This window comes from Modicisalibacter muralis (genome assembly GCF_900102945.1).
Lineage (GTDB): Bacteria > Pseudomonadota > Gammaproteobacteria > Pseudomonadales > Halomonadaceae > Modicisalibacter > Modicisalibacter muralis.
In genome coordinates this window covers 453405-476204 of the sequence record NZ_FNGI01000002.1, presented here as the reverse complement: position 1 = coordinate 476204, position 22800 = coordinate 453405, and the positions used below count along the sequence as shown (strand labels likewise).

The window sequence follows — 22800 nt, the reverse complement described above, 5'->3', positions numbered from 1 at the left end:
ACGCTCAGTGGAGGTAATGCATGAGCTATTTTATCGACCGGCGTCTCAACGCCCGCCACAAGAGCGAGGTCAACCGCCAGCGTTTTCTGGATCGCTACCGCACGCATATCAAGCGTTCGGTGGAGGAGGCGGTCAATCGGCGCTCGATCACCGACATGGAACGCGGCGAGAAGGTATCGATACCGGCCCGGGACATCTCCGAGCCGGTGTTCCAGCATGGCCCCGGTGGGCAGCGCACCATCGTCAGCCCCGGTAACAAGGAGTTCGTCGAGGGTGATCAGCTGCGTCGCCCCGGCGGCGGTGGGGGAGGCGGTGGGAGCGGCGAAGGCAACGCTTCCAACCAGGGCGAGGGCATGGATGAGTTCGCCTTCTCGCTGACCCGCGAGGAGTTTCTCGATTTCGTCTTCGACGGCCTGGAACTGCCGCATCTCGAACGCAAGCAACTGGTCGATCTCGAGGAAGTGCGCCCGGTGCGCGCTGGTATTGCCCGCGATGGGGTGCCGTCGCGCATCAACATCGTGCGCTCGATGCGCGAGGCCCAGGCGCGGCGTATCGCCATGCGCGCGCCAATCAAGCGTGCCTTGCGCGAGGCCATCGAAGCCCTCGACGCCGAGGAACGCAAGGACCCGGTGCTGCGCAACCCGGCGCGCATCACCGAGCTGAAGGATGAGATCGAGCGCCTCGAAAAGCGCCTGGATGCGGTCCCCTTCATCGACACCTACGACCTTCGCTACAACAACCTGGTCAACCAGCCGCAACCGTCCAACAAGGCGGTGATGTTCTGCATCATGGACGTGTCCGGGTCGATGACCCAGTCGCACAAGGACATCGCCAAGCGCTTCTTCCTGTTGCTCTATCTATTCCTGGAGCGCAACTACGAGAAGGTCGAGCTGGTCTTCGTGCGCCACCACACTGCGGCCAAGGAGGTCGACGAGGAGGAGTTCTTCTATTCGCGGGAGACCGGCGGCACCATCGTTTCCAGTGCCCTGAGCCTGGTCGATTCGATCATCACCGCGCGTTACCCCGCGGCGCAGTGGAATCTCTACGTGGCCCAGGCCTCCGACGGCGACAACTGGGACGACGACTCCACCACTTGCCGCCAGGTGTTGCTCAAATCGTTGATGCCACGCCTGCAGTACTATACCTATGTCGAGATCACGCCCCATGCTCATCAGGCATTGTGGGAGGAGTACGAGACCGTGCAGGACGAGTTCCCCGAGCGCTTCGCCATGCGTCAGATCGTTGAATCGGGCGATATCTACCCGGTCTTCCGCGAGCTGTTCCGGCGTCGCTCCCAGCAGTGAGTCTTGATGCGGTCCGAAGGAGGCAGTATGAGCAAACGTACCCCTATCTCCACCGGTTCCGATTGGAATTTCGAGGTGCTCACCACCTACGAGCGCGAGATCGCCCGACTGGCCGATGAGTATCGGCTGGATATCTACCCCAACCAGATCGAGATCATCACCTCGGAGCAGATGATGGATGCCTACGCCAGCGTGGGCATGCCGGTCGGCTACCATCACTGGTCGTTCGGCAAGCAGTTCCTGTCCGTCGAGCAGGCCTATCGGCGCGGCCAGATGGGGCTGGCCTATGAGCTGGTCATCAACTCCGATCCTTGCATCGCCTATCTGATGGAAGAGAACACCCTGATGATGCAGGTATTGGTCATGGCGCATGCCTGCTATGGCCACAATTCCTTCTTCAAGGGCAACTACCTGTTTCGTACCTGGACCGACGCCTCGGCGATCGTCGATTATCTGGTGTTCGCGCGAAAATACGTGACCGAATGCGAGGAGCGCCACGGCGTGGCAGCGGTGGAGCAGCTACTGGATGCCTGCCACGCCTTGCAGAACTACGGTGTCGATCGCTACAAGCGACCCTCGCCGATTTCCGCCGATGAGGAGGCGCGCCGCCAGTCAGAGCGCGAAGCGTATCTGCAATCGCAGGTCAATCTGCTGTGGCGAACCATTCCGACGCCGCAGGATAGTGTCGAGCCGCTGGAAGGCGACGACGAGGACCCGCTGGGGTTGCATCAATCCGGGCGTTATCCCGCCGAACCCCAGGAGAACCTGCTTTATTTCATCGAGAAGAACGCGCCGCTGCTGGCGCCCTGGCAACGCGAAATCGTGCGTATCGTGCGCAAGCTGGCGCAGTACTTTTACCCTCAGCGCCAGACCCAGGTGATGAACGAGGGCTGGGCGACCTTCTGGCACTACACGCTGATGAACCGGCTGTTCGACGAAGGGAAGGTCGACGAGGGGCTGATTCTCGAATTCCTGCAATCGCATACCGCGGTGGTCGCTCAGCAGGGCTTCGACAGCCCGTATTACAATGGCATCAACCCTTATGCGCTGGGGTTTGCGATGTTCAGCGACATCAAGCGAATCTGCCAGGAACCCACCGCCGAGGATCGTGAGTGGTTCCCCGATATCGCCGGTAGCGATTGGCTCGATACCCTGCATTTCGCCATGCGCAACTTCAAGGACGAGTCGTTCATCCAGCAGTTCCTGTCACCCAAGGTGATTCGCGATCTCAAACTGTTCTCGCTGGTCGATGACGACACCGAAGAGATGCTGACGATCACGGCCATCCACGACGAGCGTGGCTATCAGCGCATCCGCGAGGCGCTGTCGACGCAATACGCGCTATCGGTGCGCGAGCCCAACATCCAGGTATGGGAAGCCGATATTCGTGGCGACCGGTCGCTCACTCTGCACCACGTGCAGGACCGTCGTCGGCCGCTGGCCAAGAGCGTTTATCCGGTGATGCGTCATTTGCACCAGCTATGGGGTTTTCCGGTCAAGCTGGCGTCGATGGAGGGCGATGAAATCGTGCGGCGTTATCAATGGCCGTTACCGGAAGACAGTGACGATTAATCAAAGCCTTGAAGGTAAGCGGAATCGACAGGGTCGCAACGAGCACGCCGGCATTGCCGGCGTGCTGCGCTTGAACTTGACGTTCAGTGCGATAGCCGTCAGGCCGGCTTTGCGGTCCAGGATTGGCACCAGCCCTCGGGAGCGACGCTGTTCTGCGGGAACAACTGGCAACCGTTATTGGCCTGCTGGAAGAACATGCAATTGGCGCAGGTTTCGCCTTCTTCATAGGCGGCATGGCCGCTGGCTTGGCTGGCGTCGGTCACATAGTTCAGCGCCTTGGCCTGAGGGTTTTCCGGGTCCAGCGGCGTCAACTCCTGGGCCAGGGCGCGGCTGGAAAGCATGCCGGCGCCCAGCGGCAGGGCGGCGAGGCCGAACAGGCTATGGCGCATAAAATCGCGGCGACTATGATTGGCCATGGTATCTCCTTGGGGTTTTGGTCTTCTTTGCGTGCTCGGCCCGCGCCTCGCGCAAGCATGGGCCGGCAACGCCGTCACGGTCATGGGCGGTGATCCGCCTCTGCTTTACGTTTGAGCGCATGTCGGTGTCAGGTGCGAAATGCACTAACGTTCTACCCTACTATCCTAGTAGAAGCTGAGCCCATGCCACTAATTCCTGCCTGCTCGTGTGGCAATCGGTCGCGATAGCGATGATTCGGCGTCAATGCAAAGGAGATTGCCATGCGCTTTACCACCTTTTCCAGCCCGTTGGGCGAGTTGCTGCTGGTGGGCGACGACATGGGGCTGCGCCGCCTGTCGTTCCTCGACGGCCCGCACCCGGAGACCACCGAGGAAAGCTGGCGACGCGACGACGATGCTCTCGCGCGAGCGCGCGATCAGGTCCTGGCCTACCTGGATGGACGCCGGCGCAGCTTCAGCGTCGATGTGGCGCCCGAGGGCAACGACTTTCAGCGTGAAGTCTGGGCGGCGCTGGTGCGTATTCCCTACGGCGAAACCCGCACCTACGGAGAACTGGCCAAACGCATTGGCCACGACAGGGCGGCCAGCGCGATCAGCGCCGCGAATAACGCCAATCCGTTACCGCTATTGATCCCTTGTCATCGGGTGGTGGCCGCCGATGGTATTGGCAGCTACAGCGCTGGCGAGGCCATCAAGCAGCAGTTGCTGGCATTGGAGGAACGCCATCCACAAGATGACCCCAGCAAGCCGAGCGACTGATATACTCAGCCCCCACCGAGTCAGTTCAGCAGGGAGAGCCCGATGCAAAACGCCGTGATTCTGATCAACGCCGAGAAGGGCCAGATCAAGGCCGTCGCCGAGCGCTTGGCCGAAGTGGAGGGTATCAGCGAGGTGTATTCCACCTGTGGCCGCTACGACCTGGTGGCGATTGCGCGGACCCGAGACTTCGAAAGCCTGGCGGCACTGGTCACCGAGCGCCTCGTGCAGGTCGAAGGCGTGCGTGAGACCGAAACGCTCAACGCCATGCAGGTGCACTCCCGCCACGATCTCGAGACCATGTTCAGCGTGGGCCTGTAGGCCTGCCTGGCAAGTTGCTGCGCTCAATCATGCGGCGTTAAAAATTTACTCAAGGAACTCATTTACTTTGTGTAAACTCCGCCCTTTCATAAATTTTTGCCTTGCCTGATCATCGCTCGCCGACTTGTCAGAGCAGGCCATCTCTTCGGTTTGAATAGGGCGTATGGTTCGCAACCTGGGTATTAGCCTGTTGTTCGTGCTGGTCGGTACCGGGCTGTGGTATTGGCAGGAGCAGGACGTCCGCGCTCGGCTGAGTTGGATGGGCTTGCCGACCTGGGATGTGATTGGGCCGCTGAATGTGCATCGTGTGCTGCGCAACGACGGCGTGCTGATCGGCTGGTCGGATATCCGCGTCAATCCGCTATGGGTCAGTTACCGCCTTCGCGACGTCGACGAATCGCGCATCGCTTCACGCCCCGATTACCAGCAGGACTGGCGCACTCTGTGGCCGGTCGCCGCGGACAGCTACGGCGGCAGCGGTTACGATCGTGGCCACCTGGCGCCCAACTACGCGATCGCCCTCGTGCATGGCCGCGAAGCGCAGCTCGACACCTTCCTGATGTCGAATATCTCGCCGCAGCGCCCCGATCTGAATCGGCGGCTCTGGCAGCGTCTCGAAGAGGTGGTGATCGATCACTTCGTGCCGCGCTTCGATGCCCTGCAGGTCGTCACCGGGCCGGTCTTTCCGGCGGATATCTTCCCGAGTGTCTTGCGGCGCGTCGGTCTGGTGCAGGTGCCCTCGGCCTTCTACAAGATTCTGGTGGTGCCGGGCGAACGGCCCATGGCGCTGGCCTTTTTGATGCCGCAAACGGTACACGGCAACGAGCCGCTGGATCGCTATTTGGCCAGCATCGACGAGATCGAGGCGCGAACCGGGCTGGACTTCTTCCCGTTGCTGCCTGAAACGGTCGAGCGGGGGCTGGAAGGGCGAGTGCGCACTCAGGGCTGGAAACTACAGGAAGTCGCCAGGCTGCCGGCGCGCTATTGAAGTGCTGGGGTAAGCTGAATGAACTGAAACGCGGATAAGCCAAGGCTAGCGATCGAGAGGGAACTGCCGAGGGGACATGATACGAGGCGTGGTGCCCAGGAGAGGACTTGAACCTCCACATCCGTAAGGATACTAGCACCTGAAGCTAGCGCGTCTACCAATTCCGCCACCTGGGCGTATCATGTCTGTCTTGCCGAATCGTTTACTTGGTGCCCAGGAGAGGACTTGAACCTCCACATCCGTAAGGATACTAGCACCTGAAGCTAGCGCGTCTACCAATTCCGCCACCTGGGCCAAGTGGTCACGCATATTACCGTTTTCGCCTTGGAATGCAAGCGTGAAAACGCCCTCGAAACGTAAAAACGACAGCATCCGGTAGGGCAAATGGTTGGGTCGCCTCATGCTCGGCGCTATACTGCGCGCATGACATCATACCTTTATGCCGTTTCACGGTTGTTGCCGCTCGCTCATTCGCCTTCAAGGACGCATCTTTCATGAACCATTGGACGCTAAGCGACGATCCGCACGCCAACCGTGAAGCCAGCAAATACGATAAACCCGTTCCCAGTCGCGAGTATCTGCTTGCCCGCCTCGAAGAGTATGGCAAGCCGATTACCCATGAGAACATGAGCCGCATGCTGGGCCTCGACGACGAGGACCAGATGGAGGCCGTGCGCCGCCGTCTGGCGGCCATGGAGCGCGACGGCCAAGTGTTGCGCGATCGGCGCGGCGCCTATGCGTTGATCGACAAGCTGGATTTGATCAAGGGCAAGGTGCTGGGGCATCGCGACGGCATCGGTTTTCTGATTCGCGACGATGGCAAGAAGCCCGACCTGATCCTGCCGCCGCGCCAGATGCGCCGAGTCTTCCATGGCGATCACGTGCTGGTGCGCATCAGCGGTCGCGACCGTCGTGGCCGCGACGAGGCGACCATCGCCGAGGTGCTGGCGCGCAACACCCAGACGCTGGTGGGGCTGTATCGCGAGCGCTCGAGCGAGTTCGCGCTGCTGATCCCGGAAAACTCGCGCATCGCCCAGGAAGTGATCATTCCCAACAAGGCCACGGGCGGCGCCAAGGACGGCCAGATCGTCTCGGTGCGCATCACCCAGCAGCCCGAGACCCGCGTGCAGCCGGTGGGCGAAGTGATCGAAGTGCTCGGCGAGCGCATGGACCCGGGGATGGAAATCGACATCGCCATCCGCAGCCACAATATCCCCGCCGATTTCCCACCCGAGGTAGAGGAAGAGATCGCCAGCATATCGGCCGAGGTACTCGAGAGCGACAAGCAGCACCGCATCGATCTGCGCGACACGCCGATGGTGACCATCGACGGCGAGGATGCCAAGGATTTCGACGACGCGGTGTGCGCCTGGAAGACCAAGTCGGGGAGCTGGAAACTGCTGGTCGCCATCGCCGATGTCTCGCATTACGTCAGGCCAGGTTCGGCACTGGATCACGAGGCGCACATTCGCGGCAACTCGGTGTATTTCCCCGGCCAGGTGGTGCCGATGTTGCCGGAGTTGCTCTCCAACGGGCTGTGTTCGCTGAACCCCGATGTCGATCGGCTGACGCTGGTCTGCGAGATGAACATCTCCCAGACCGGCGCGATCAGTCGCTTCAAGTTCTATGAGGCGGTGATTCGTTCGCATGCACGCCTGACCTATACCCAGGTCGGCGCGATGCTCGAGGCGCCGGATAGCCCGGCGGGTCAGGAACTCTGCGAGCGTTACCGCGCGCTGTTGCCGTCGCTGAAGGGGCTGCATGCGTTGTATAAGCTGCTGCGCGCTTCACGCAGCGAGCGCGGGGCCATCGACTTCGAGACCACCGAAACCGAGATACTGTTCAACGCCGAGCGCAAGATCGAAGCCATCGTGCCGCGCTCGCGCAACGACGCCCACAAGCTGATCGAGGAATGCATGCTGGCGGCCAACGTGGCCACCGCGCGCTTTCTCGACAAGCACGACCTGCCGGCGCTGTATCGCATCCACCAGCAGCCGTCGCCCGAGCGCCTCGACAAACTGCGCCTGTTCCTCAACGAACTGGGGCTGTCGCTGGGTGGTGGCGACGAGCCCACGCCGCAGGATTACCAGGCACTGCGCGAGACGATCAAGGATCGCCCCGACGCCGATATCATCCAGACGGTGATGCTGCGCTCGATGAGCCAGGCCGTCTATTCGCCGCACAATGAAGGCCATTTCGGCCTGGCCTATCCGGCTTATGCACACTTTACGTCGCCGATTCGCCGTTACCCCGACCTGCTGGTGCATCGCGCCATTCGCTCGGTGATTCGCGGCCCACGCCAGACCGCCACGGTGCAGCGCGCCGAGGGCGCGCCGGTGGACAAGCCGAGCAAGTGGTGCCCTTACACCTTCGAGCAGATGATCGAATTCGGCGAGCACTGCTCGATGAGCGAGCGACGCGCCGACGATGCGACCCGCGACGTCGCCGACTGGCTCAAGTGCGAGTTCATGTCCGACAAGGTCGGCGATGTCTTCGAAGGCACCATCGCCTCGGTGACCGGATTCGGTATCTTCGTGCGCCTTAACGACGTGTATGTCGAAGGGCTGGTGCATGTCACCTCGCTGCCCTCCGACTATTACCATTACGAGCCCGAGAAACATCGCCTCAAGGGCGAGCGTGGCGGTATCGCCTACCGCCTCGGCGATGGCGTCACCGTGCGGGTCGCGCGGGTCGATCTCGACGACCGTAAGATCGATTTCGAACTGGTCGACGAGTTGCCGCGCAAGCATCGTCAGCCGCGCAAGCGCAAGGCCGGTCTCGATGCCGGGCCGGCCAGCGCGGCACCCAAGGAGGCTCGGCCGAGCCAGAAGAAGCCGCGTAAGCGCAAGCCGCGCCCCGGCAAGCAGGAGCGCGAGGGCACCGCCGCGGCGCCGGGTGGACGCCGCCGTGGTGGCAGGAAGCCCTCAGGAAACAAGTCGTGAGTCGAGGCGCGCCACATCGGTCACGTGGCAAATCGAGCACGCCGCGTAACAAGCCGGGACGTGGCGTGTCGTCGGTTGCGCCGCCCAATGGTCTGGATGGCGTGTTCGGCGTGCATGCCGTGCAAGCCTTGCTGGAGCACGGCGAAGCGCCACGCGAACTGTGGATTCAGGAGGGCCGGGCCGAGACGCGATTGGCGGCATTGATCGAGCAGGCGCGCGCTGCCGGTACCCGGCTGGTCGGCCAGCCTCGCGAGGCGCTCGATGAGCTTGCCCGCGACGGCGCCCACCAGGGCGTGATCGCCTTCTGCGCGCCGCTCATGGCCCGCAGCGAAGAAGAACTGTGGCACAAGCTGGGCGGCTGGCCGCACGAGCAACCGCCATTGCTGCTGATACTCGATGGCGTGACCGACGTTCACAACTTCGGTGCCTGCCTGCGCAGCGCCGACGCCGCCGGCGTGCATGGCGTCATCGTGCCCAAGGACAAGGCGGCACCGCTCAACGCCACGGTGCGCAAGGTCGCCTGCGGCGCCGCCGAAACGGTGCCTGTCTATCAGGTCACCAACCTGGCTCGCGCCATGGCTCGACTCAAGGAAGCCGGGGTGTGGATCACCGGTACCGCCGGCGAGGCCGAGGCCAGCCTTTATGATACCGACTACACTGGTGCCTGTGCGCTGGTGATGGGCGCCGAAGGCAAGGGCATGCGGCGCCTGACCCGCGAAGCCTGCGACGGCCTGGTCAAGCTGCCCATGGCCGGTAGCGTATCGAGTCTCAATGTCTCGGTGGCCACCGGCATCTGTCTGTTTGAAGCGATGCGCCAGCGCCAGCTTGCAAGCCGTTGACGCGATCACTACAATTGTGCGGTTCTTCGAACACCCTCACCCAGTAATCAATGACTCCTTGCTTCCCGTGGTCGGAATCCTCCGCCATTCGGAAGCTGTCAAACCGTAAGGAGATACCATGCGTCACTATGAAATCGTGTTCATGGTCCACCCGGACCAGAGTGAACAGGTACCGGCGATGGTCGAGCGCTACACCAGCCTCGTCACCGAAAATGGCGGTACGCTGCACCGTCTTGAAGATTGGGGGCGCCGTCACCTGGCCTACCCGATCAACAAGATCCACAAGGCCCACTACGTGATGATGAACATCGAATGTCGCGGCGAAACGCTCGAGGAAATCGAGAATATCTTCCGCTTCAACGATGCGATCATCCGCAGCCTGGTCGTGCGCTGTAAGGAAGCCGTTACTGAAGCCTCGCCGATGATGAAGCCGTCTGAAGAGCGTCGTCCTCGTCGGGAAGATCGGGAAGACAAGCCCGACCGGCCGCGTACCGAGCGTTCGGAAACCGCTGAAGCTAACTGATCCGCACACCAGGAGGATAAACCATGGCACGCTTTTTCCGTCGCCGTAAGTTCTGCCGCTTTACCGCCGAAGGCATCAAGTATATCGATTACAAGGATATCGATACGCTCAAGGCCTATATCACCGAGACCGGCAAGATCGTCCCGAGCCGCATCACTGGCACCAAGGCACGCTATCAGCGTCAGCTTTCGACTGCCATCAAGCGCGCTCGCTACCTGGCGCTGCTGCCTTACACCGACAGCCACCAGTAAGCCTATCGCGTGATGCTACCCTTGGCCCGCTGGGTAATGCGTGGCACGCCGCAAGCCGCGGGTGCCGCCGCCCTTGCCGCTATCGTTCCCTGGTTGTTCTGGTTCAGCGCGGCGGTGGCCGCGCTGGTGACGTTGCGCCGGGGCCTGGGTCCGGCCATGCCGGTGATCGTTGCCGCGGCGCTGCCGACCGGTTGGTGGTGGATGCAGGGCGATACCATCCCGCTGGCCAGTTTGTTGCTGGTAACGTTGATGGCGACCGTGCTGCGCGCGCGCATGCGCTGGAGCGAGGCAATGATCGCCGCGACGCTGATCGCCGCGGCGATGATTCAGCTAGGCATCTTCCTGCCTCCCGGTGGGGCCGGGCCGTTGCTGGAGCAACTGAGCCAGAGCTCGCCCGAGATCGAGCGCATGCTCGACACGCTGACCGCTCAAGGCGTGGCCACCGAGCAATTGGCCACGCTATTGATCGGTGGCGTGACCGGGTTGGTCGTGTTGCTGGCGGCGATAGCCTGCCTGGCCCTGGCCAGAAGCTGGCAGGCGGGGTTGTACAACCCCGGTGGTTTTCGCGGTGAGTTCCATGGCCTGCGGCTCGGTGGCAAGGAGTTGGCAGTGCTGGCCGGTCTGGCTTTGCTGGGCATGGCGTTATCCATGCCGGCGCTGGCCATGCTGGCCTGGGTGCCGCTACTGGTAGGTGGTGTTGCGCTGGTACACGGGTTCATCGGTCTAAAAGGCATGAACGGGCTGTGGTTGGTAGCCTTCTATGTGCTGCTGCTGACCACTTGGCCCATGATTCTGATTGTGCTGCTGCTGGGTTTCATCGATACCTTCGCGGATTTCCGCGGACGACTGGCCCGCAGCCAATGACAAGAGGTTAACGAGATGGAAGTCATTCTGCTCGACAAGATCGGCAAGCTGGGTGAACTGGGTGACAAGGTCGCCGTCAAGCCCGGTTATGGCCGTAACTACCTGGTTCCCTACGGCCTGGCCGTACCGGCGACCAAGGACAACGTGCAAGCCTTCGAGACGCAGCGCGCCGAACTGGAAGCCCAGGCCGCCGAGCGCAAGAGTGAAGCCGAAGCGCGTGCCGAACAGCTCAACGACATCGAGCTGTCGTTGGTCGCCAAGGCCGGCGATGAAGGCAAGCTGTTCGGTTCGATCGGTCCGCGCGACCTGGCTGACGCTCTCGCGCATGCCGGTATCGACGTGGCCAAGAGCGAAGTGCGTATGCCGGAAGGTCCGATCCGGGCGACCGGCGAATACGACATCAAGCTGCACCTGCATGCTGAAGTCGACGCAACGATTCGTATCGTGGTCGTAGCCGAATAAAATAAGCTCCGATCGCAGCGAGTGAAAGCGCGACGGCCACTAAATGGCCTCGCGCTTTTTTGATTTTCAGTTACGTAATTTTAGTACCTAAAGCATTATTTCTCGGCTTTTCTTTGCCTATTTCATAGACTTTGGTTGAAATATTACCAAAAACCTTTTGCTGCTATTAACTGTATCGATTAAGTTTTCCTGTGGTCGGTAGTAACGACACTTCGATGAACCCGAGGCAATGGGCGGCAAAGCTTATGTGCAATTAAAACTTAATCGATTAAGTTTGCTGGCGGACAGTGCTTCGTTACGGCCGATGGGTACCGCAAAACAGCATAACAACCATAAAAGGATGAAAGTAATGGATGCAGCCATGCTCAGAAAGCCACTCGCCGTAGCCGTGGCGTTTGCCGCGCTAGGCGCCGGCGCGGTCCAGGCTCAGGAGCTCAGCATCGAGGAACGCCTGTCGGCGCTGGAAGCGCGTGTCGTCGAAGCCGAACAACGCGCCCGGCAAGCCGAAAGACGCGCTCGCGCGGCCGAAGCGCAGATCGCCGAGGTCGAGTCCCGCGAGGAAATCGAAGCGCGCCTGGCCGAGGTCGAGCGACATACCAGTGGCGAAGAGGGCTTCTCGTTCAATGCCTATGCGCGCTCGGGATTGTTGATCGGCGAAGACGGCGAAAGCATTCCCGGCGGCCCCTATGTCACGCCGGCAGGGCCGGTGGGTGGCGCGGTCGGCCGATTGGGCAACGAGCCCGACACCTACGTCGAGGCGACGCTCAACTATCGCCAGACCTTCGATAACGGCGCCAAGTCTCACTACCGTTTCATGCTGGCCGACTCGGTAACTTCCTACAACGACTGGACGGCGGCCGAATCGCAACTCAACGTGCGCCAGGTGTATGCCCAGTTCAGCGACCTGCCCAGTTTCACCGGTGCCTTCGAGAATGCCAAGATCTGGGCCGGTAAGCGCTTCGATCGTGACAACTTCGACATTCACTGGCTCGATACCGATGTCGTCTTCCTGGCCGGTACCGGCGCGGGTATCTACGATGTGCAACTGGCTGACAACTGGCACGCCAATTTCTCGCTGTATGGGCGCAGCTACAGTGATTTCGCGATCACTACCGACGAGACGCCCATCGAGGACGACACCGACAACCTGACCCTGACCGCCAACAACTTCTTCGGCAAGTGGCAGTGGATGATCAGCGGCCTGACGGCGGCCGACAACGAAGAGCGGGTGACCGAAAGCGGCGACCAGGCCGCCGGCAATGGCGTGCACACCATGGTCGCCTACCATGGCGATAGTTTCTTCGGCCTTGGCGAAGGCACCTTCAAGGCTGCGGTACTGCACGGGCGGGGGTTGGGTGCCGAGGTCAAGAGCATCGGCGCCGATGGCAACCTGCTCGATGAGGCCCAGGCGACACGCCTGGCGGTGTACGGCACGACCTATCTCAGCGATAACTGGCGCATCGCGCCGGCGGTGCTGGCCGAAACCAGCAAGGATCGTTATGTCGAGGGCGGCCAGTACCGCTGGGCTACCTTCAGTACCCGCCTGGCCAATGAGCTGACCGAGAATTTCGAGATGCAGTACGAAGTCAGCTGGCAGACCATGGACCTCGATCCGCAGGGTTATATGAGTCGCACGGCGGTGGAGGGCGATTATGCCAAGTTCACCATCGCGCCGACCTTCAAGCCCCAGGTCGGCGGGTTCTGGAATCGCCCCGAGATTCGCACCTTCGCCTCCTATACGGCGTGGGACGACGAACTCAATGGCTACACGACCGAGGATTCCTTCGGCACCGAAGGCTACATGGGCGGCCAGTGGAACTTTGGGGTTCAAATGGAAATCTGGTTCTGACACGCCAGCGGGCCTGTCGCGAAGCCCGTCACGACTGCTCCGATCCTGCTTGCCCACGGCCATGTGCCGTGGGCTTTCTCATGGTTGCGTCCAGACGAGGATGAGCCGATGGCCCGCGTTGGGGTAGAATGGCCCGGTCGTCACCGATGGTCTGCCCGGCCATCGCCTCAACCTTGCGGAACCGCCCATGAGTGAAACGCTGGAGCTCGATCAGGAAACCGCGGCGCTGAAGGTCCCGCCGCACTCGTTGGAAGCCGAGCAGTCGGTGCTGGGCGGACTGATGCTCGACAACAATGCCTGGGACACCGTATCCGAGCGGTTGGTCGCCGACGACTTCTATCGCTACGAGCATCGCCTGGTCTTCAATGCCATGGCGCAACTCGCCGAAGGCGCGCACCCACTCGATGTGGTGACACTCTCCGAGGCATTGGAAAACCGCGATCAGCTCGATACCGTGGGCGGGCTTGCCTATCTCGCCGAACTGGCACGCAACACGCCATCGGCGAGCAACATTCGCGCTTACGCCGATATCGTTCGCGAGCGCGCCACCCTGCGCAAGCTGATACAGGCCGCCAGCCAGATCGCCGAAGGCGCCTTCAGCCCCCAGGGGCGGCCTTCCGATGAATTGGTCAATGAAGCCGAGCGGCTGGTCTTTCAGATCAGCGAATCGCGGCCCAAGACCGGCGGGCCGATCGGCATGAGCCAGTTGCTGTCCAAGGCGGTCGATCGTATCGACGAGCTGTTCAACATGAAGGGCCAGATGACCGGCCTGTCATCGGGCTTTCGCGATCTCGACGACATGACCTCGGGCCTGCAGCCCTCCGACCTGGTGATCATCGCCGGACGTCCGTCGATGGGTAAAACGACCTTCGCCATGAATCTTGTCGAGCACGCGGTGATCTCCAGCGACAAGCCGGTGATGGTGTTTTCCATGGAAATGCCCGCCGAGTCGCTGATGCTGCGTATGCTGTCGTCGTTGGGGCGCATCGATCAGACCCGCGTGCGTACCGGCCAGCTCGAGGATGAAGACTGGCCGCGACTGACCTCGGCGGTCAACCTGCTCAAGGACAAGCAGCTATTCATCGACGACACCGCGGCGCTGTCGCCCAACGAGATACGCTCGCGCATTCGCCGCGTGGTGCGCGAGAACGGCAACTTGGGCCTGATCATGATCGACTATCTGCAGCTCATGCAGATACCCGGTTTCTCCGAGAACCGCACCGGTGAAATCTCCGAAATTTCGCGCTCGCTCAAGGGACTGGCCAAGGAGTTCGGCTGCCCGGTGGTGGCGCTGTCGCAGCTCAACCGCTCGTTGGAGCAGCGTCCCAACAAGCGCCCGGTGATGTCGGACCTGCGCGAATCCGGGGCCATCGAGCAGGACGCTGATTTGATCGCCTTCGTCTATCGTGACGAGGTCTACAATTCCGACAATCCTGACAACAAGGGGCTCGCCGAGTTGATCATCGGCAAGCAGCGTAACGGCCCCATCGGCACCGTGCACATGGCCTTCATCGGCAAGTACACGCGCTTCGAGGATCTGGCGCCCGATAGCTACGGCCAGCATTTCGGCGAGTAAGGCTTGAGACAGTAGCGGGGCGCCGTATAATGCCGCCCCTTCAACAAACGAGAGTGGAGGCAGCATGGCGGGCGGATTTCAACGTGGTAAACGCAGTCGCACCCCCAAACTCGAAGCGCGCGGCATTCTCGAAAGCGTGGAGCGCGAAGGGCCGTTCAAGGAGTGGCTGGGCATGCCGGACCTGTATCGTTATACGCTGATCGTCGAAGGCCAAACCTACAGTTACCAGACCGAGGACGCCGAGCTGCCGGTGGCCGCAGGCGACCGCGTGGTGTTTCGCTACAAGCAGACCAAGGCCGGTAACTGGGTCGATCGCAACTCGCTGGGGGTGGCCATTGATCCGTCCAGTTATCAGCCCGACTGAGGAACCACTGTATAAATGTCTGCACGAACGAATCGCTGTGTCACGCGGTGCTCGAAGAACAGCCTAACTGCATGTTATGTCTCTTCTCCTGTGCTCCGGGCTCCTTGCGTTTCATTTCGTTCGTCAATTTATTCAGAGATTCCTGAAACAGAAGCCCCTCCAGAGTGGCGAACTCGCCTTGGCCGGCGTGGTCATAATGATGACACATTGGACGTCCACGATGTCATCATCGGCCAATTCGGGCCGATATCTTTCGCCACTCCCAGGAGGGAAGCCATGAATTTCCATGAACTAGAACATTACATCCACCGACACGACGATTTCGAGATCCGTGTCATCAGCCACGCCGGTAGCCGTTTTTATCAGGTCGAACTCGAGGATATGGAAGGCGAGCGTCATCTCTTGACGAATCGCGGCAAGCCGATGATGTTTCGCGCGCTGGACGACATTTATCTGGAGCTCAAGCGCGCCGGTATCCATCGTGCCTACCTGGTGCATTACGTCGCCCACGATGAAATGGTTGGTCGTGAGACGCACTACCATGAACCGCTGACCTCGCGCATGCCGCTGGTGTTCTGATAGCCCCCACTAACCCCCACTAGATGCCGCCTGTCGAATGTAACAGTGAGCCTCGGCAGGCCGGATAGCAGTTTCCGCTACATCCCTTCCACGCTTTTTTTATCGCCTTGTCTTCGCGTGTGCCTATCCGGCCCATAGGATAACTTCACCCCGTGGACGCCAAAGGATTGATACAATTGCCGCCTTGATTGCGTAACAAGGAGAGCGCCATGACGGTCGCCCGATTCGGCGTGATGCTGGCCAATCTCGGCACCCCGGATGCCCCTACGCCTGCGGCGGTGCGCCGTTATCTGGCGGAATTTCTGTGGGACGAACGGGTGATCGACGTGTCGCGCCCGCTATGGTGGCTGATTCTGCATGGGGTGATCCTGCGTATTCGCCCCGGCAAGGTCGCCAAAGCCTATGCGTCGGTGTGGCAGGAGGGCGGCTCGCCATTGCTGGTGATCGGGCGCCGCCAGGAGCAGGCACTCAGGGCACGCCTGGCCGAGCGCCTCGGCGAAGAGATTCCGGTCGAACTGGCGATGACCTACGGCACGCCAAGTATCGAGCAAGCCGGCCTGCGCCTGCGCGATGCCGGTGTCGAGCGGATTCTGGTGCTACCGATGTACCCGCAGTTCTCGCGGACGACCACTGCGGCGGTCTTCGACCGTCTGGCCAGGGCGCTGAAAGCCTGCCCGCAGCTGCCCGAGCTGCGTTTCGTGCGCGATTACCATGATCACTCGGCCTATATCGCCGCGCTGGCCAATAGCGTGCGTGAGCACTGGCGGCACAACGACGATGAGCGTGGACGGTTGTTGATGTCCTATCATGGCATTCCCAAACGCTATGCCGATGCCGGCGATCCTTACCCGCGTCACTGCGAAACTACCAGCCGGCTGGTGGCCGAGGCGCTTGGACTGGCGGATGACGACTGGCAAATGACCTATCAGTCGCGCTTCGGTCGCGAGGAGTGGCTCAAGCCCTACACCGACCATACGCTCAGGGCCTGGGGCAAGCAGGGCGTCAAGCACGTCGATGTGATCAGCCCGGCCTTCGCCGCCGATTGTCTGGAAACACTGGAAGAGCTCGAGGTAGAGAACCGCGAGTATTTTACCCAGGCAGGCGGCAAGACCTATCGCTACATTCCCGCCCTGAATGACCGCGACGAGCATATCGAACTGTTCGCGCAACTGATAGAACAACACACTCGCGGCTGGTAGTCGCGAGCCCGTTCATGCCGGGCGCTCAGGGCAGGTGGCCGTTTTCGCCGTTCGGTTTCTCGTCGTCTTCGCCGTCCTTGAGTTCTTCGATGTCATCGAGGGTGCGCGGGTCGCGAGCCAGTTTGTAATGCAGCGCGCTCTTCGCCAGCAAGTGAGCGGAAACCGGGGCGGTGATGAACAGGAAGATGGTGATCAGCATCCCTTGCAGACTAAGACTGCCTTCGATCAGGCTGAAATAGCACATCGAGGCGATCAGTACACAGCCCACGCCCAGCGTCGAGGTCTTCGATGGGCCATGCAGGCGCATGAAGAAATCCTTGAGACGCGCCAACCCGAACGAACCGATGAAGGCGAAGACGCCACCGGCGATCAGGAAAAAGGCGATCACGCCTTCCATTACCGTGTAGAAGCCGATCATGGCACCTCCTTCATTCGATGATATCGCCACGCAGCAAATACTTGCAGACCGCGACGGTACTGATGAACCCGAGCATGGCGATCAATAGCGCCGCTTCGAAGTACGTCTTGGTGTTCAGCCAGATACCGAAAAGCACGATCAGTGCGATGGAGTTCACGTACATGGTGTCCAGCGCCAGGATGCGATCGGGCAGAGCGGGACCGACGGCCACGCGGTAAAGGTTGAGCATGATCGAGACGGTGAACAGTGCCACGCTGATCCAGAGTGCATTGTCTAGCATTCGAAGATCTCCTTGAGTGGGCGTTCGTAACGCTCGCGTATTTGCGCGATCGTATCTTCCCGGTCGCCGGTGTTCAGGGCATGGATCACCAATGTGCGGCGATCCTTGCGCAGGTTGACCGACACCGTGCCCGGCGTCAGGGTGATGGAGCTGGCGAGAATGGTGATGGGCAGCATTTCGGTCAGCTCCAGCGGGTATTCGATGAAGGCAGGGCTCATGCGCCCGCGCGGGTCGAGAATCAGCTTCGATACCTGCAGGTTGGCGATGATGATGTCGCCCAGTACGCGAAAGATGTAACGCACCAGTAACCAGGGGTGCTTGAGCATGGGCTGACGCTCCCAGAAAGGCTGGGTGATCAGCGGAATGACCAGGGCCAGCAAGCTGCCCAGTAGAATCTGGCCGAGCGATACGCTTTGCTGTAGCAACAACCACATCGCCAGCAGCAGCAATGACAGCAGCGGCATGGGTAGCCAGCGTTGGGTGGGAATCATGAGCCATCTCCCATCGAGTCGCGTACCAGAATGGCTTGAATATACGCCTCGTGATCGGCCAGTTGCTCGGCGGTGGCGTGGGTGAACTCGGTTAGCGGTCCAGCGAACAGCATCAGAACCGGCGATGCGCCAAGCAGTACCAGCAGGCCGGCGATGCGCAGGGGGCCCGCGCTGACCGCCTCCTTCCTGCCTTTTTCCGGCTTCTCGCCCTTGTCCGCTTGCTCGCGTTCAGGATTCTTTTCGTGCTTGTCGGTGTTTTTTTCGCTGCTCGAGGCGCGCCAGAACAGCGTCGAGCCGGTGCGTGACAAGGCCACGATGGCGGCCAGGCTGCTGATCAGCAGAATCGGCCATAGCCAGGGCTGCTGGGCGGGCGATGCCGATTGCAACAGCAACGCCTTGCCGATGGCTCCCGAAAAGGGCGGCACGCCGGCCACCGTCATCGCGGCGAGCAGGAACAGACCGCCCAGCAGAGCGATCTGGTGGACCGCGCGGCCACGCACGATGCGTGCCCCCGCCTTGCCGCGCTGGATGGAAATGGTCTCGGCCAGCAGGAACAGGCCGCCGGTAACCAGCGTGGTATGCATCAGGTAGTAGAGCAGCGCGGCGTTGGCCGCGGTACTGTTCATGCCCACGCCTGCCAGTAGCGTACCTACCGAGAGGACGATCAGATAAGCCGCCTGGGTGCGCAGGTCACGGGCCGAGAGTACGCCCACGCCACCCAGCGCCAATGTGGCCAGGGCCAGCCACCATACCCAGGGTTGGGCCAGGCCCGCGAGGGAACCGGCCTGAGGACCGAAGATCAGCGTAAAGACGCGAATGATCGCGTAGACGCCGACCTTGGTCATGATCGCGAATAGTGCGGCCACCGGAGCCGGAGCCGAGGCGTAGGCGCGGGGCAGCCAGAAATACAGCGGTAGCATGGCCGCCTTGAGAGCAAACACCACCAGCAGCAGCAAGGCCCCCGCCTCTACCAGCACCCGGCGATCACCATCGAGTTCGGCCACCCTGGCCGCCATATCGGCCATGTTCAGGGTGCCGAGCGCGCCGTAGAGAACCCCTACGCCGATCAGGAACAGCGCCGAGCCGGCCAGATTGAGTGCCACGTAATGAAAACCGGAGTGGATGCGTGCCTTGCCGCCGCCATGCATCAGCAGCGAATAGGAGGCGATCAACAGCACCTCGAAGAACACGAACAGGTTGAACAGGTCGCCGGTGAGAAAGGCGCCATTGATGCCCATCAACTGTAGCTGGAACAGTCCCTGGAAGTTCGAACCTTCCTCGTCGCCACCGGCGCTGGCGAACAACAGGCTGCCGAATGCCAGTACCGCGGTCAGCATGACCATCATCGCCGACAGGCGGTCGAGCACCAGAATGATCCCGAACGGTGGCTGCCAATCACCCAACGCATAATAACGGATGGTGTCGTCGGTGCTTTGAAAGACCAGCATGGCGCAGACCGCCACCAGCAACGCGGTCGCCGTCAGGCCGACAATGCGGCGTGGGGTCGCCGAGCCATCGCGGTTGAGCAGCAATGCCAACCCGGCGATCAGCGGCACCAGAATCGGCATGACAATCAAGTGATTCATCAACTGCGTTCCTCCCGCGACTCGTCCACCCGGTTGCCATTGACGTGATCGCTGCCGAGATCGGCGCGAGCGCGCATGGCCAGAATGACCGAGAAGGCGGTCATGGCGAAGCCGATGACGATGGCGGTGAGCACCAATGCCTGGGGCAGCGGGTCGGTGTAGTTGCCGCTATCGTCGATCACTGCCGCGGCGCCAGCCTGCAAGCCACCCATCGAGAACAGGAACAGGTTGACCGCATAGGAGAGCAGCGTCAGTCCCACCACCACCGGGAAGGTGCGGCCACGTAGCGCCAGGAAAAGGCCGCTGGCGGCGAGTATGCCGGTGGTCATCGCATAGAGCGCTTCCATCAGGCTTGCTCCTTGTTCTTGCTGGGCCGGTGGCGGGTGGTCATCTTGCCGAGGTTGGCGAGCATCATCAGCGTGGAGCCGACCACGGTCAGGTAGACGCCAAGGTCGAACAGTATCGCGGTGGCCAGTTCGATATCGCCGATCAGCGGGATATGGAAATGACCGTACGCCGAGGTCAAAAAGGGTTGGCCGAACACGAAACTGCCAACCCCGGTGAGCGTGGCAACGCCGACTCCGGCCACGGCGATGGGTTGGAACTGGATTGGCGCGCGCTGCTGCGTCCAGTCCACGCCACGGGCGATGTAAAGCAGCAGCAGTGCCGCGGCGGTAATCAGCCCGGCGATGAAGCCGCCGCCGGGGGCATTGTGACCGCGCAGGAAGATGAAGAACGAGACCAGCAGTGCCAGCGGCAATATCGTCTGGGCAACGGTGCCCAGGATCGCCGGATGATGATCGAGCGCCCAGGGCCTGCCGTCGGCATCGCTGGATGGCATGAACAGCCGCAAGCGGTTGAGCAGCTTGTAGATACCGATGGCGGCGATACACAGCACGGTGATCTCGCCGAGGGTATCGAATCCCCGGAAATCGACCAGAATCACGTTGACCACGTTATGGCCACCACCACCGGGAACACTGTTTTCGAGATAGAAATCGGAGATCGATTCCAGCGGGCGGGTCAGTACCGCGTAGTTGAGGCTGGCGACGATGCCGCCGAAGCCGGCCGCCAGCAGCACATCGCGCAGAATACGAGGCGCGCCGGATTCCTGGGGCGTTTTTTGCGGCAGGAAAAACAGCGCCAGCATCAGCAGGATCATGTTCACCACTTCGACGGCGAGCTGGGTCAACGCCAGGTCGGGCGCCGAAAAGCGCGCGAAGGCCAGCGAGGTCATCAGGCCGACGATCGACAGCATCAGCAACGAGATCAGACGGCGGCGGTGCATGATCGCCGTTGCCAAACCGGCGAACATGGCAATGATCGCCCCGGCAATCAGCAGGCCATCGAGTGGCTGGTTTTCGAGCGGCCCCTGCAGTCCCGAGGTCTGCGTCAACGCACTGCCAGCCACGCACAGCACGGCGATTACCAGCCATAGCATGTAGCGCTGTAGCGAGCCGTTCTCGAGGCTATCGATTGCGCGCTGGGCAATGCGCACGCCGAGTTGAATACCCATTTCGAACAGTAGCCGGGCATCGCGTGGCCGGAATTGTCGCTGAAAAGCGAACACATGCCGGCGCTGGAGGTAAAGCAGCAGGCCACCGAGCAGGGCGGTCAGGCTCATCAGCAGGGCTGGATTGACGCCATGCCAGATCGCCAGGTGCAGCTCGGGTGAATCACCGGCCAGTGCCGCACTGGCCGCCGCTTCAAGCAAGGCGGTCATGGTCAGCGCCGGCAGCAGGCCGACGACCACGCAAATCACCGTCAACAGCATGACCGGCGCCAGCATCAGGCGCGGTGGTTCATGCGGGGTCCTGGGCAGGTCGCGCGCCGGGCCGTCGAAGAACACGTTGCGCACCAGGCGCAGCGAATAAGCCACCGACAGCAGGCTACCCACGGTCGCCAAGGCGGGGATCAACCACGACAGGCCACCGAGCAGGGGGGTTTGCAGCGACTCGGCGAGCATCATCTCCTTGGATAGGAAGCCGTTGAACAATGGCACCCCGGCCATGGCCGCGCCGGCCAGCACCGCCATGGTCGTGGTCAGCGGCATGAATCGCCACAATCCCTTGAGCTTGCGAATATCGCGAGTGCCGCATTCGTGGTCGACGATGCCCGCGGTCATGAACAGCGCGGCCTTGAAGCAGGCATGATTGACGATATGGAACAGCCCGGCGACCACCGCCAGGCGGCTATCGAGGCCGAACAGCAGCGTGATGATGCCCAGATGGCTGACGGTGGAAAACGCCAGAATACCCTTGAGATCGTGCTTGAGCAGCGCGAAATAGGCGCCGTAGAGCAGCGTGACCAGGCCCGTCAAGCCGACCAGATAAAGCCAGGCCTCGCTACCCGCCAGCGCTGGGTGCATGCGCGCCAGCAGGAATACTCCGGCCTTGACCATGGTCGCCGAATGCAGGAACGCCGAAACCGGCGTCGGCGCGGCCATGGCGTGGGGCAGCCAGAACTGAAAAGGCACCTGCGCGGACTTGGTGAACGCACCCAGCAGTACAAGCAGCAGGGCCGGTAGGTAACGCGGGTCCTGCTGAATCAGTTCGCGGCTGTCGAGCACCACCTGCATGTCGTAACTGCCGACGATCTGGCCGATCAGCAGCAGCCCGGCAAGCAGTGCCAGCCCGCCGGCGCCGGTTACCGTCAGTGCCATGCGCGCACCCTTGCGGGCCTCGCTTTGCCGGTACCAATAGCCGATCAGCAGAAATGACGACAGGCTGGTGAGTTCCCAGAACACCCACAGCAGCAGCAGGTTGTCGGCCATCACGATGCCCAGCATGGAGGTCATGAACAGCATCAGGAAGGCATAGAAGCGCGGCATGTCATCGCCGTCGGCCAGATAGAAGCGGGTATACAGGATGATCAGCAGGCCGATACCCAGGATCAGCAGCACGAACAGCAGCGACAAGCCATCGAGGCGCATGGCGAGTTCGAGACCGAGCGCGGGAATCCAGGAAACCGCCGCGCGTGGTATGTCGCCATCAAGCACCTGGCCCATGTAGGCCAGCGCGATCCCGAGTGCGATGGTCGGCGCCACGGCGGTCATGGTGGCGCAGGCGTTGCGCCGTTCGTTGGAGCCCATCAGAGGCACGAGACTGCCGAGCAGCGGCAGTAGCACGATCAGTAGCAGGGACATTAACGGTTCGCTTTGTGTTGGCGTTCTGGCGAATTCGACGCCCACGGCGTCGCGTCAACAGATCACAGTGCAGTC

23 protein-coding genes and 2 tRNA genes are annotated in these 22800 nt (G+C 61.6%); 16 read left to right on the top strand and 9 right to left on the bottom strand.

Annotation, left to right across the window (positions count from 1 at the left end):
• Window positions 1-20 precede the first annotated feature (20 nt).
• Window positions 21-1304 carry a YeaH/YhbH family protein gene (locus tag BLR92_RS06800; protein ID WP_089726796.1) on the top strand — a complete coding sequence of 428 codons (1284 nt, stop codon included), beginning with the start codon at window positions 21-23 and terminating at the stop codon, window positions 1302-1304.
• Window positions 1305-1331: 27 nt separating this feature from the next.
• Window positions 1332-2876 carry a SpoVR family protein gene (locus BLR92_RS06795; protein ID WP_089726793.1) on the top strand — a complete coding sequence of 515 codons (1545 nt, stop codon included), beginning with the start codon at window positions 1332-1334 and terminating at the stop codon, window positions 2874-2876.
• 98 nt (window positions 2877-2974) lie between these two features.
• Here BLR92_RS06795 and BLR92_RS06790 read toward each other — a convergent pair whose 3' ends face one another.
• A complete protein-coding gene (locus BLR92_RS06790; RefSeq protein ID WP_089726792.1) occupies window positions 2975-3292 on the bottom strand; it encodes a high-potential iron-sulfur protein in 318 nt (105 codons plus the stop codon).
• 261 nt (window positions 3293-3553) lie between these two features.
• On the opposite strand from BLR92_RS06790, the gene BLR92_RS06785 reads away from it, so the two are divergent.
• The 3 genes from BLR92_RS06785 (at window position 3554) to BLR92_RS06775 (ending at window position 5357) form a co-directional block, all read left to right on the top strand.
• The gene (locus BLR92_RS06785) at window positions 3554-4051 is read left to right on the top strand and encodes a methylated-DNA--[protein]-cysteine S-methyltransferase (protein ID WP_089726790.1); all 498 of its coding nucleotides are present in this window, start codon (window positions 3554-3556) and stop codon (window positions 4049-4051) included.
• A gap of 42 nt (window positions 4052-4093) precedes the next feature.
• Entirely contained in the window at window positions 4094-4369 is a 276-nt protein-coding gene (locus BLR92_RS06780) for an Lrp/AsnC family transcriptional regulator (protein WP_089726788.1), read from the top strand.
• 163 nt (window positions 4370-4532) lie between these two features.
• The gene (locus tag BLR92_RS06775) at window positions 4533-5357 is read left to right on the top strand and encodes a DNA/RNA non-specific endonuclease (RefSeq protein ID WP_089726786.1); all 825 of its coding nucleotides are present in this window, start codon (window positions 4533-4535) and stop codon (window positions 5355-5357) included.
• A gap of 89 nt (window positions 5358-5446) precedes the next feature.
• On the opposite strand, the gene BLR92_RS06770 is transcribed toward BLR92_RS06775, so the two are convergent.
• Window positions 5447-5533 (bottom strand) — tRNA-Leu (locus BLR92_RS06770).
• 31 nt (window positions 5534-5564) lie between these two features.
• Window positions 5565-5651, bottom strand: a tRNA-Leu gene (locus BLR92_RS06765).
• 200 nt (window positions 5652-5851) lie between these two features.
• Between BLR92_RS06765 and rnr the strand changes: the two genes are divergently transcribed.
• The 11 genes from rnr (at window position 5852) to hemH (ending at window position 16805) form a co-directional block, all read left to right on the top strand.
• On the top strand, window positions 5852-8299 hold the full coding sequence (rnr, locus tag BLR92_RS06760) for a ribonuclease R (protein ID WP_089726784.1): 2448 nt from the start codon (window positions 5852-5854) through the stop codon (window positions 8297-8299).
• A gap of 65 nt (window positions 8300-8364) precedes the next feature.
• Entirely contained in the window at window positions 8365-9138 is a 774-nt protein-coding gene (rlmB, locus tag BLR92_RS06755) for a 23S rRNA (guanosine(2251)-2'-O)-methyltransferase RlmB (protein ID WP_089726973.1), read from the top strand.
• 118 nt (window positions 9139-9256) lie between these two features.
• Window positions 9257-9661, top strand: a complete 405-nt coding sequence (gene rpsF / locus BLR92_RS06750) for a 30S ribosomal protein S6 (RefSeq protein WP_089726782.1) — start codon at window positions 9257-9259, stop codon at window positions 9659-9661.
• Between the two features lie 23 nt (window positions 9662-9684).
• Window positions 9685-9912: a 30S ribosomal protein S18 gene (gene rpsR, locus BLR92_RS06745; RefSeq protein ID WP_089726780.1), complete on the top strand. Its 228-nt coding sequence runs from the start codon at window positions 9685-9687 to the stop codon at window positions 9910-9912.
• A 12-nt stretch (window positions 9913-9924) separates the two neighbouring features.
• On the top strand, window positions 9925-10776 hold the full coding sequence (locus BLR92_RS06740; protein WP_089726778.1) for a YybS family protein: 852 nt from the start codon (window positions 9925-9927) through the stop codon (window positions 10774-10776).
• Between the two features lie 15 nt (window positions 10777-10791).
• Window positions 10792-11238 (top strand): 50S ribosomal protein L9, encoded by a 447-nt coding sequence (gene rplI, locus BLR92_RS06735; RefSeq protein WP_089726776.1) that lies wholly within the window; start codon window positions 10792-10794, stop codon window positions 11236-11238.
• A 349-nt stretch (window positions 11239-11587) separates the two neighbouring features.
• A complete protein-coding gene (locus BLR92_RS06730) occupies window positions 11588-13087 on the top strand; it encodes a carbohydrate porin (RefSeq protein ID WP_089726774.1) in 1500 nt (499 codons plus the stop codon).
• A 187-nt stretch (window positions 13088-13274) separates the two neighbouring features.
• Complete coding sequence (gene dnaB, locus BLR92_RS06725; RefSeq protein WP_089726773.1) at window positions 13275-14663, top strand: replicative DNA helicase; 1389 nt, start codon at window positions 13275-13277, stop codon at window positions 14661-14663.
• A 64-nt stretch (window positions 14664-14727) separates the two neighbouring features.
• A complete protein-coding gene (locus BLR92_RS06720; RefSeq protein WP_089726771.1) occupies window positions 14728-15027 on the top strand; it encodes a hypothetical protein in 300 nt (99 codons plus the stop codon).
• A gap of 276 nt (window positions 15028-15303) precedes the next feature.
• The gene (locus BLR92_RS06715; protein WP_089726769.1) at window positions 15304-15606 is read left to right on the top strand and encodes a DUF6482 family protein; all 303 of its coding nucleotides are present in this window, start codon (window positions 15304-15306) and stop codon (window positions 15604-15606) included.
• Between the two features lie 209 nt (window positions 15607-15815).
• Window positions 15816-16805: a ferrochelatase gene (gene hemH, locus BLR92_RS06710; RefSeq protein ID WP_089726767.1), complete on the top strand. Its 990-nt coding sequence runs from the start codon at window positions 15816-15818 to the stop codon at window positions 16803-16805.
• A 25-nt stretch (window positions 16806-16830) separates the two neighbouring features.
• Here the strand turns inward: hemH and BLR92_RS06705 are convergent, their stop codons facing one another.
• Genes BLR92_RS06705 through BLR92_RS06680 form a run of 6 tightly spaced genes read right to left on the bottom strand, consistent with a single transcriptional unit; the run spans window position 16831 to window position 22725 of the window.
• Window positions 16831-17223, bottom strand: coding sequence for a Na+/H+ antiporter subunit G (locus BLR92_RS06705; RefSeq protein WP_089726765.1), 393 nt, complete (start codon window positions 17221-17223; stop codon window positions 16831-16833).
• A gap of 10 nt (window positions 17224-17233) precedes the next feature.
• Window positions 17234-17503, bottom strand: coding sequence for a K+/H+ antiporter subunit F (locus BLR92_RS06700; protein ID WP_089726763.1), 270 nt, complete (start codon window positions 17501-17503; stop codon window positions 17234-17236).
• The gene (locus BLR92_RS06695; RefSeq protein ID WP_089726761.1) at window positions 17497-17994 is read right to left on the bottom strand and encodes a Na+/H+ antiporter subunit E; all 498 of its coding nucleotides are present in this window, start codon (window positions 17992-17994) and stop codon (window positions 17497-17499) included. The genes BLR92_RS06700 and BLR92_RS06695 overlap by 7 nt, the downstream gene beginning before the upstream one ends.
• Window positions 17991-19583, bottom strand: coding sequence for a monovalent cation/H+ antiporter subunit D (locus tag BLR92_RS06690; RefSeq protein WP_089726758.1), 1593 nt, complete (start codon window positions 19581-19583; stop codon window positions 17991-17993). Before BLR92_RS06690 ends, BLR92_RS06695 begins: the two co-directional genes overlap by 4 nt.
• Window positions 19580-19927: a Na+/H+ antiporter subunit C gene (locus tag BLR92_RS06685; protein ID WP_089726757.1), complete on the bottom strand. Its 348-nt coding sequence runs from the start codon at window positions 19925-19927 to the stop codon at window positions 19580-19582. The genes BLR92_RS06690 and BLR92_RS06685 overlap by 4 nt, the downstream gene beginning before the upstream one ends.
• Window positions 19927-22725 carry a monovalent cation/H+ antiporter subunit A gene (locus BLR92_RS06680; protein ID WP_089726756.1) on the bottom strand — a complete coding sequence of 933 codons (2799 nt, stop codon included), beginning with the start codon at window positions 22723-22725 and terminating at the stop codon, window positions 19927-19929. Before BLR92_RS06680 ends, BLR92_RS06685 begins: the two co-directional genes overlap by 1 nt.
• Window positions 22726-22800: the final 75 nt, after the last annotated feature.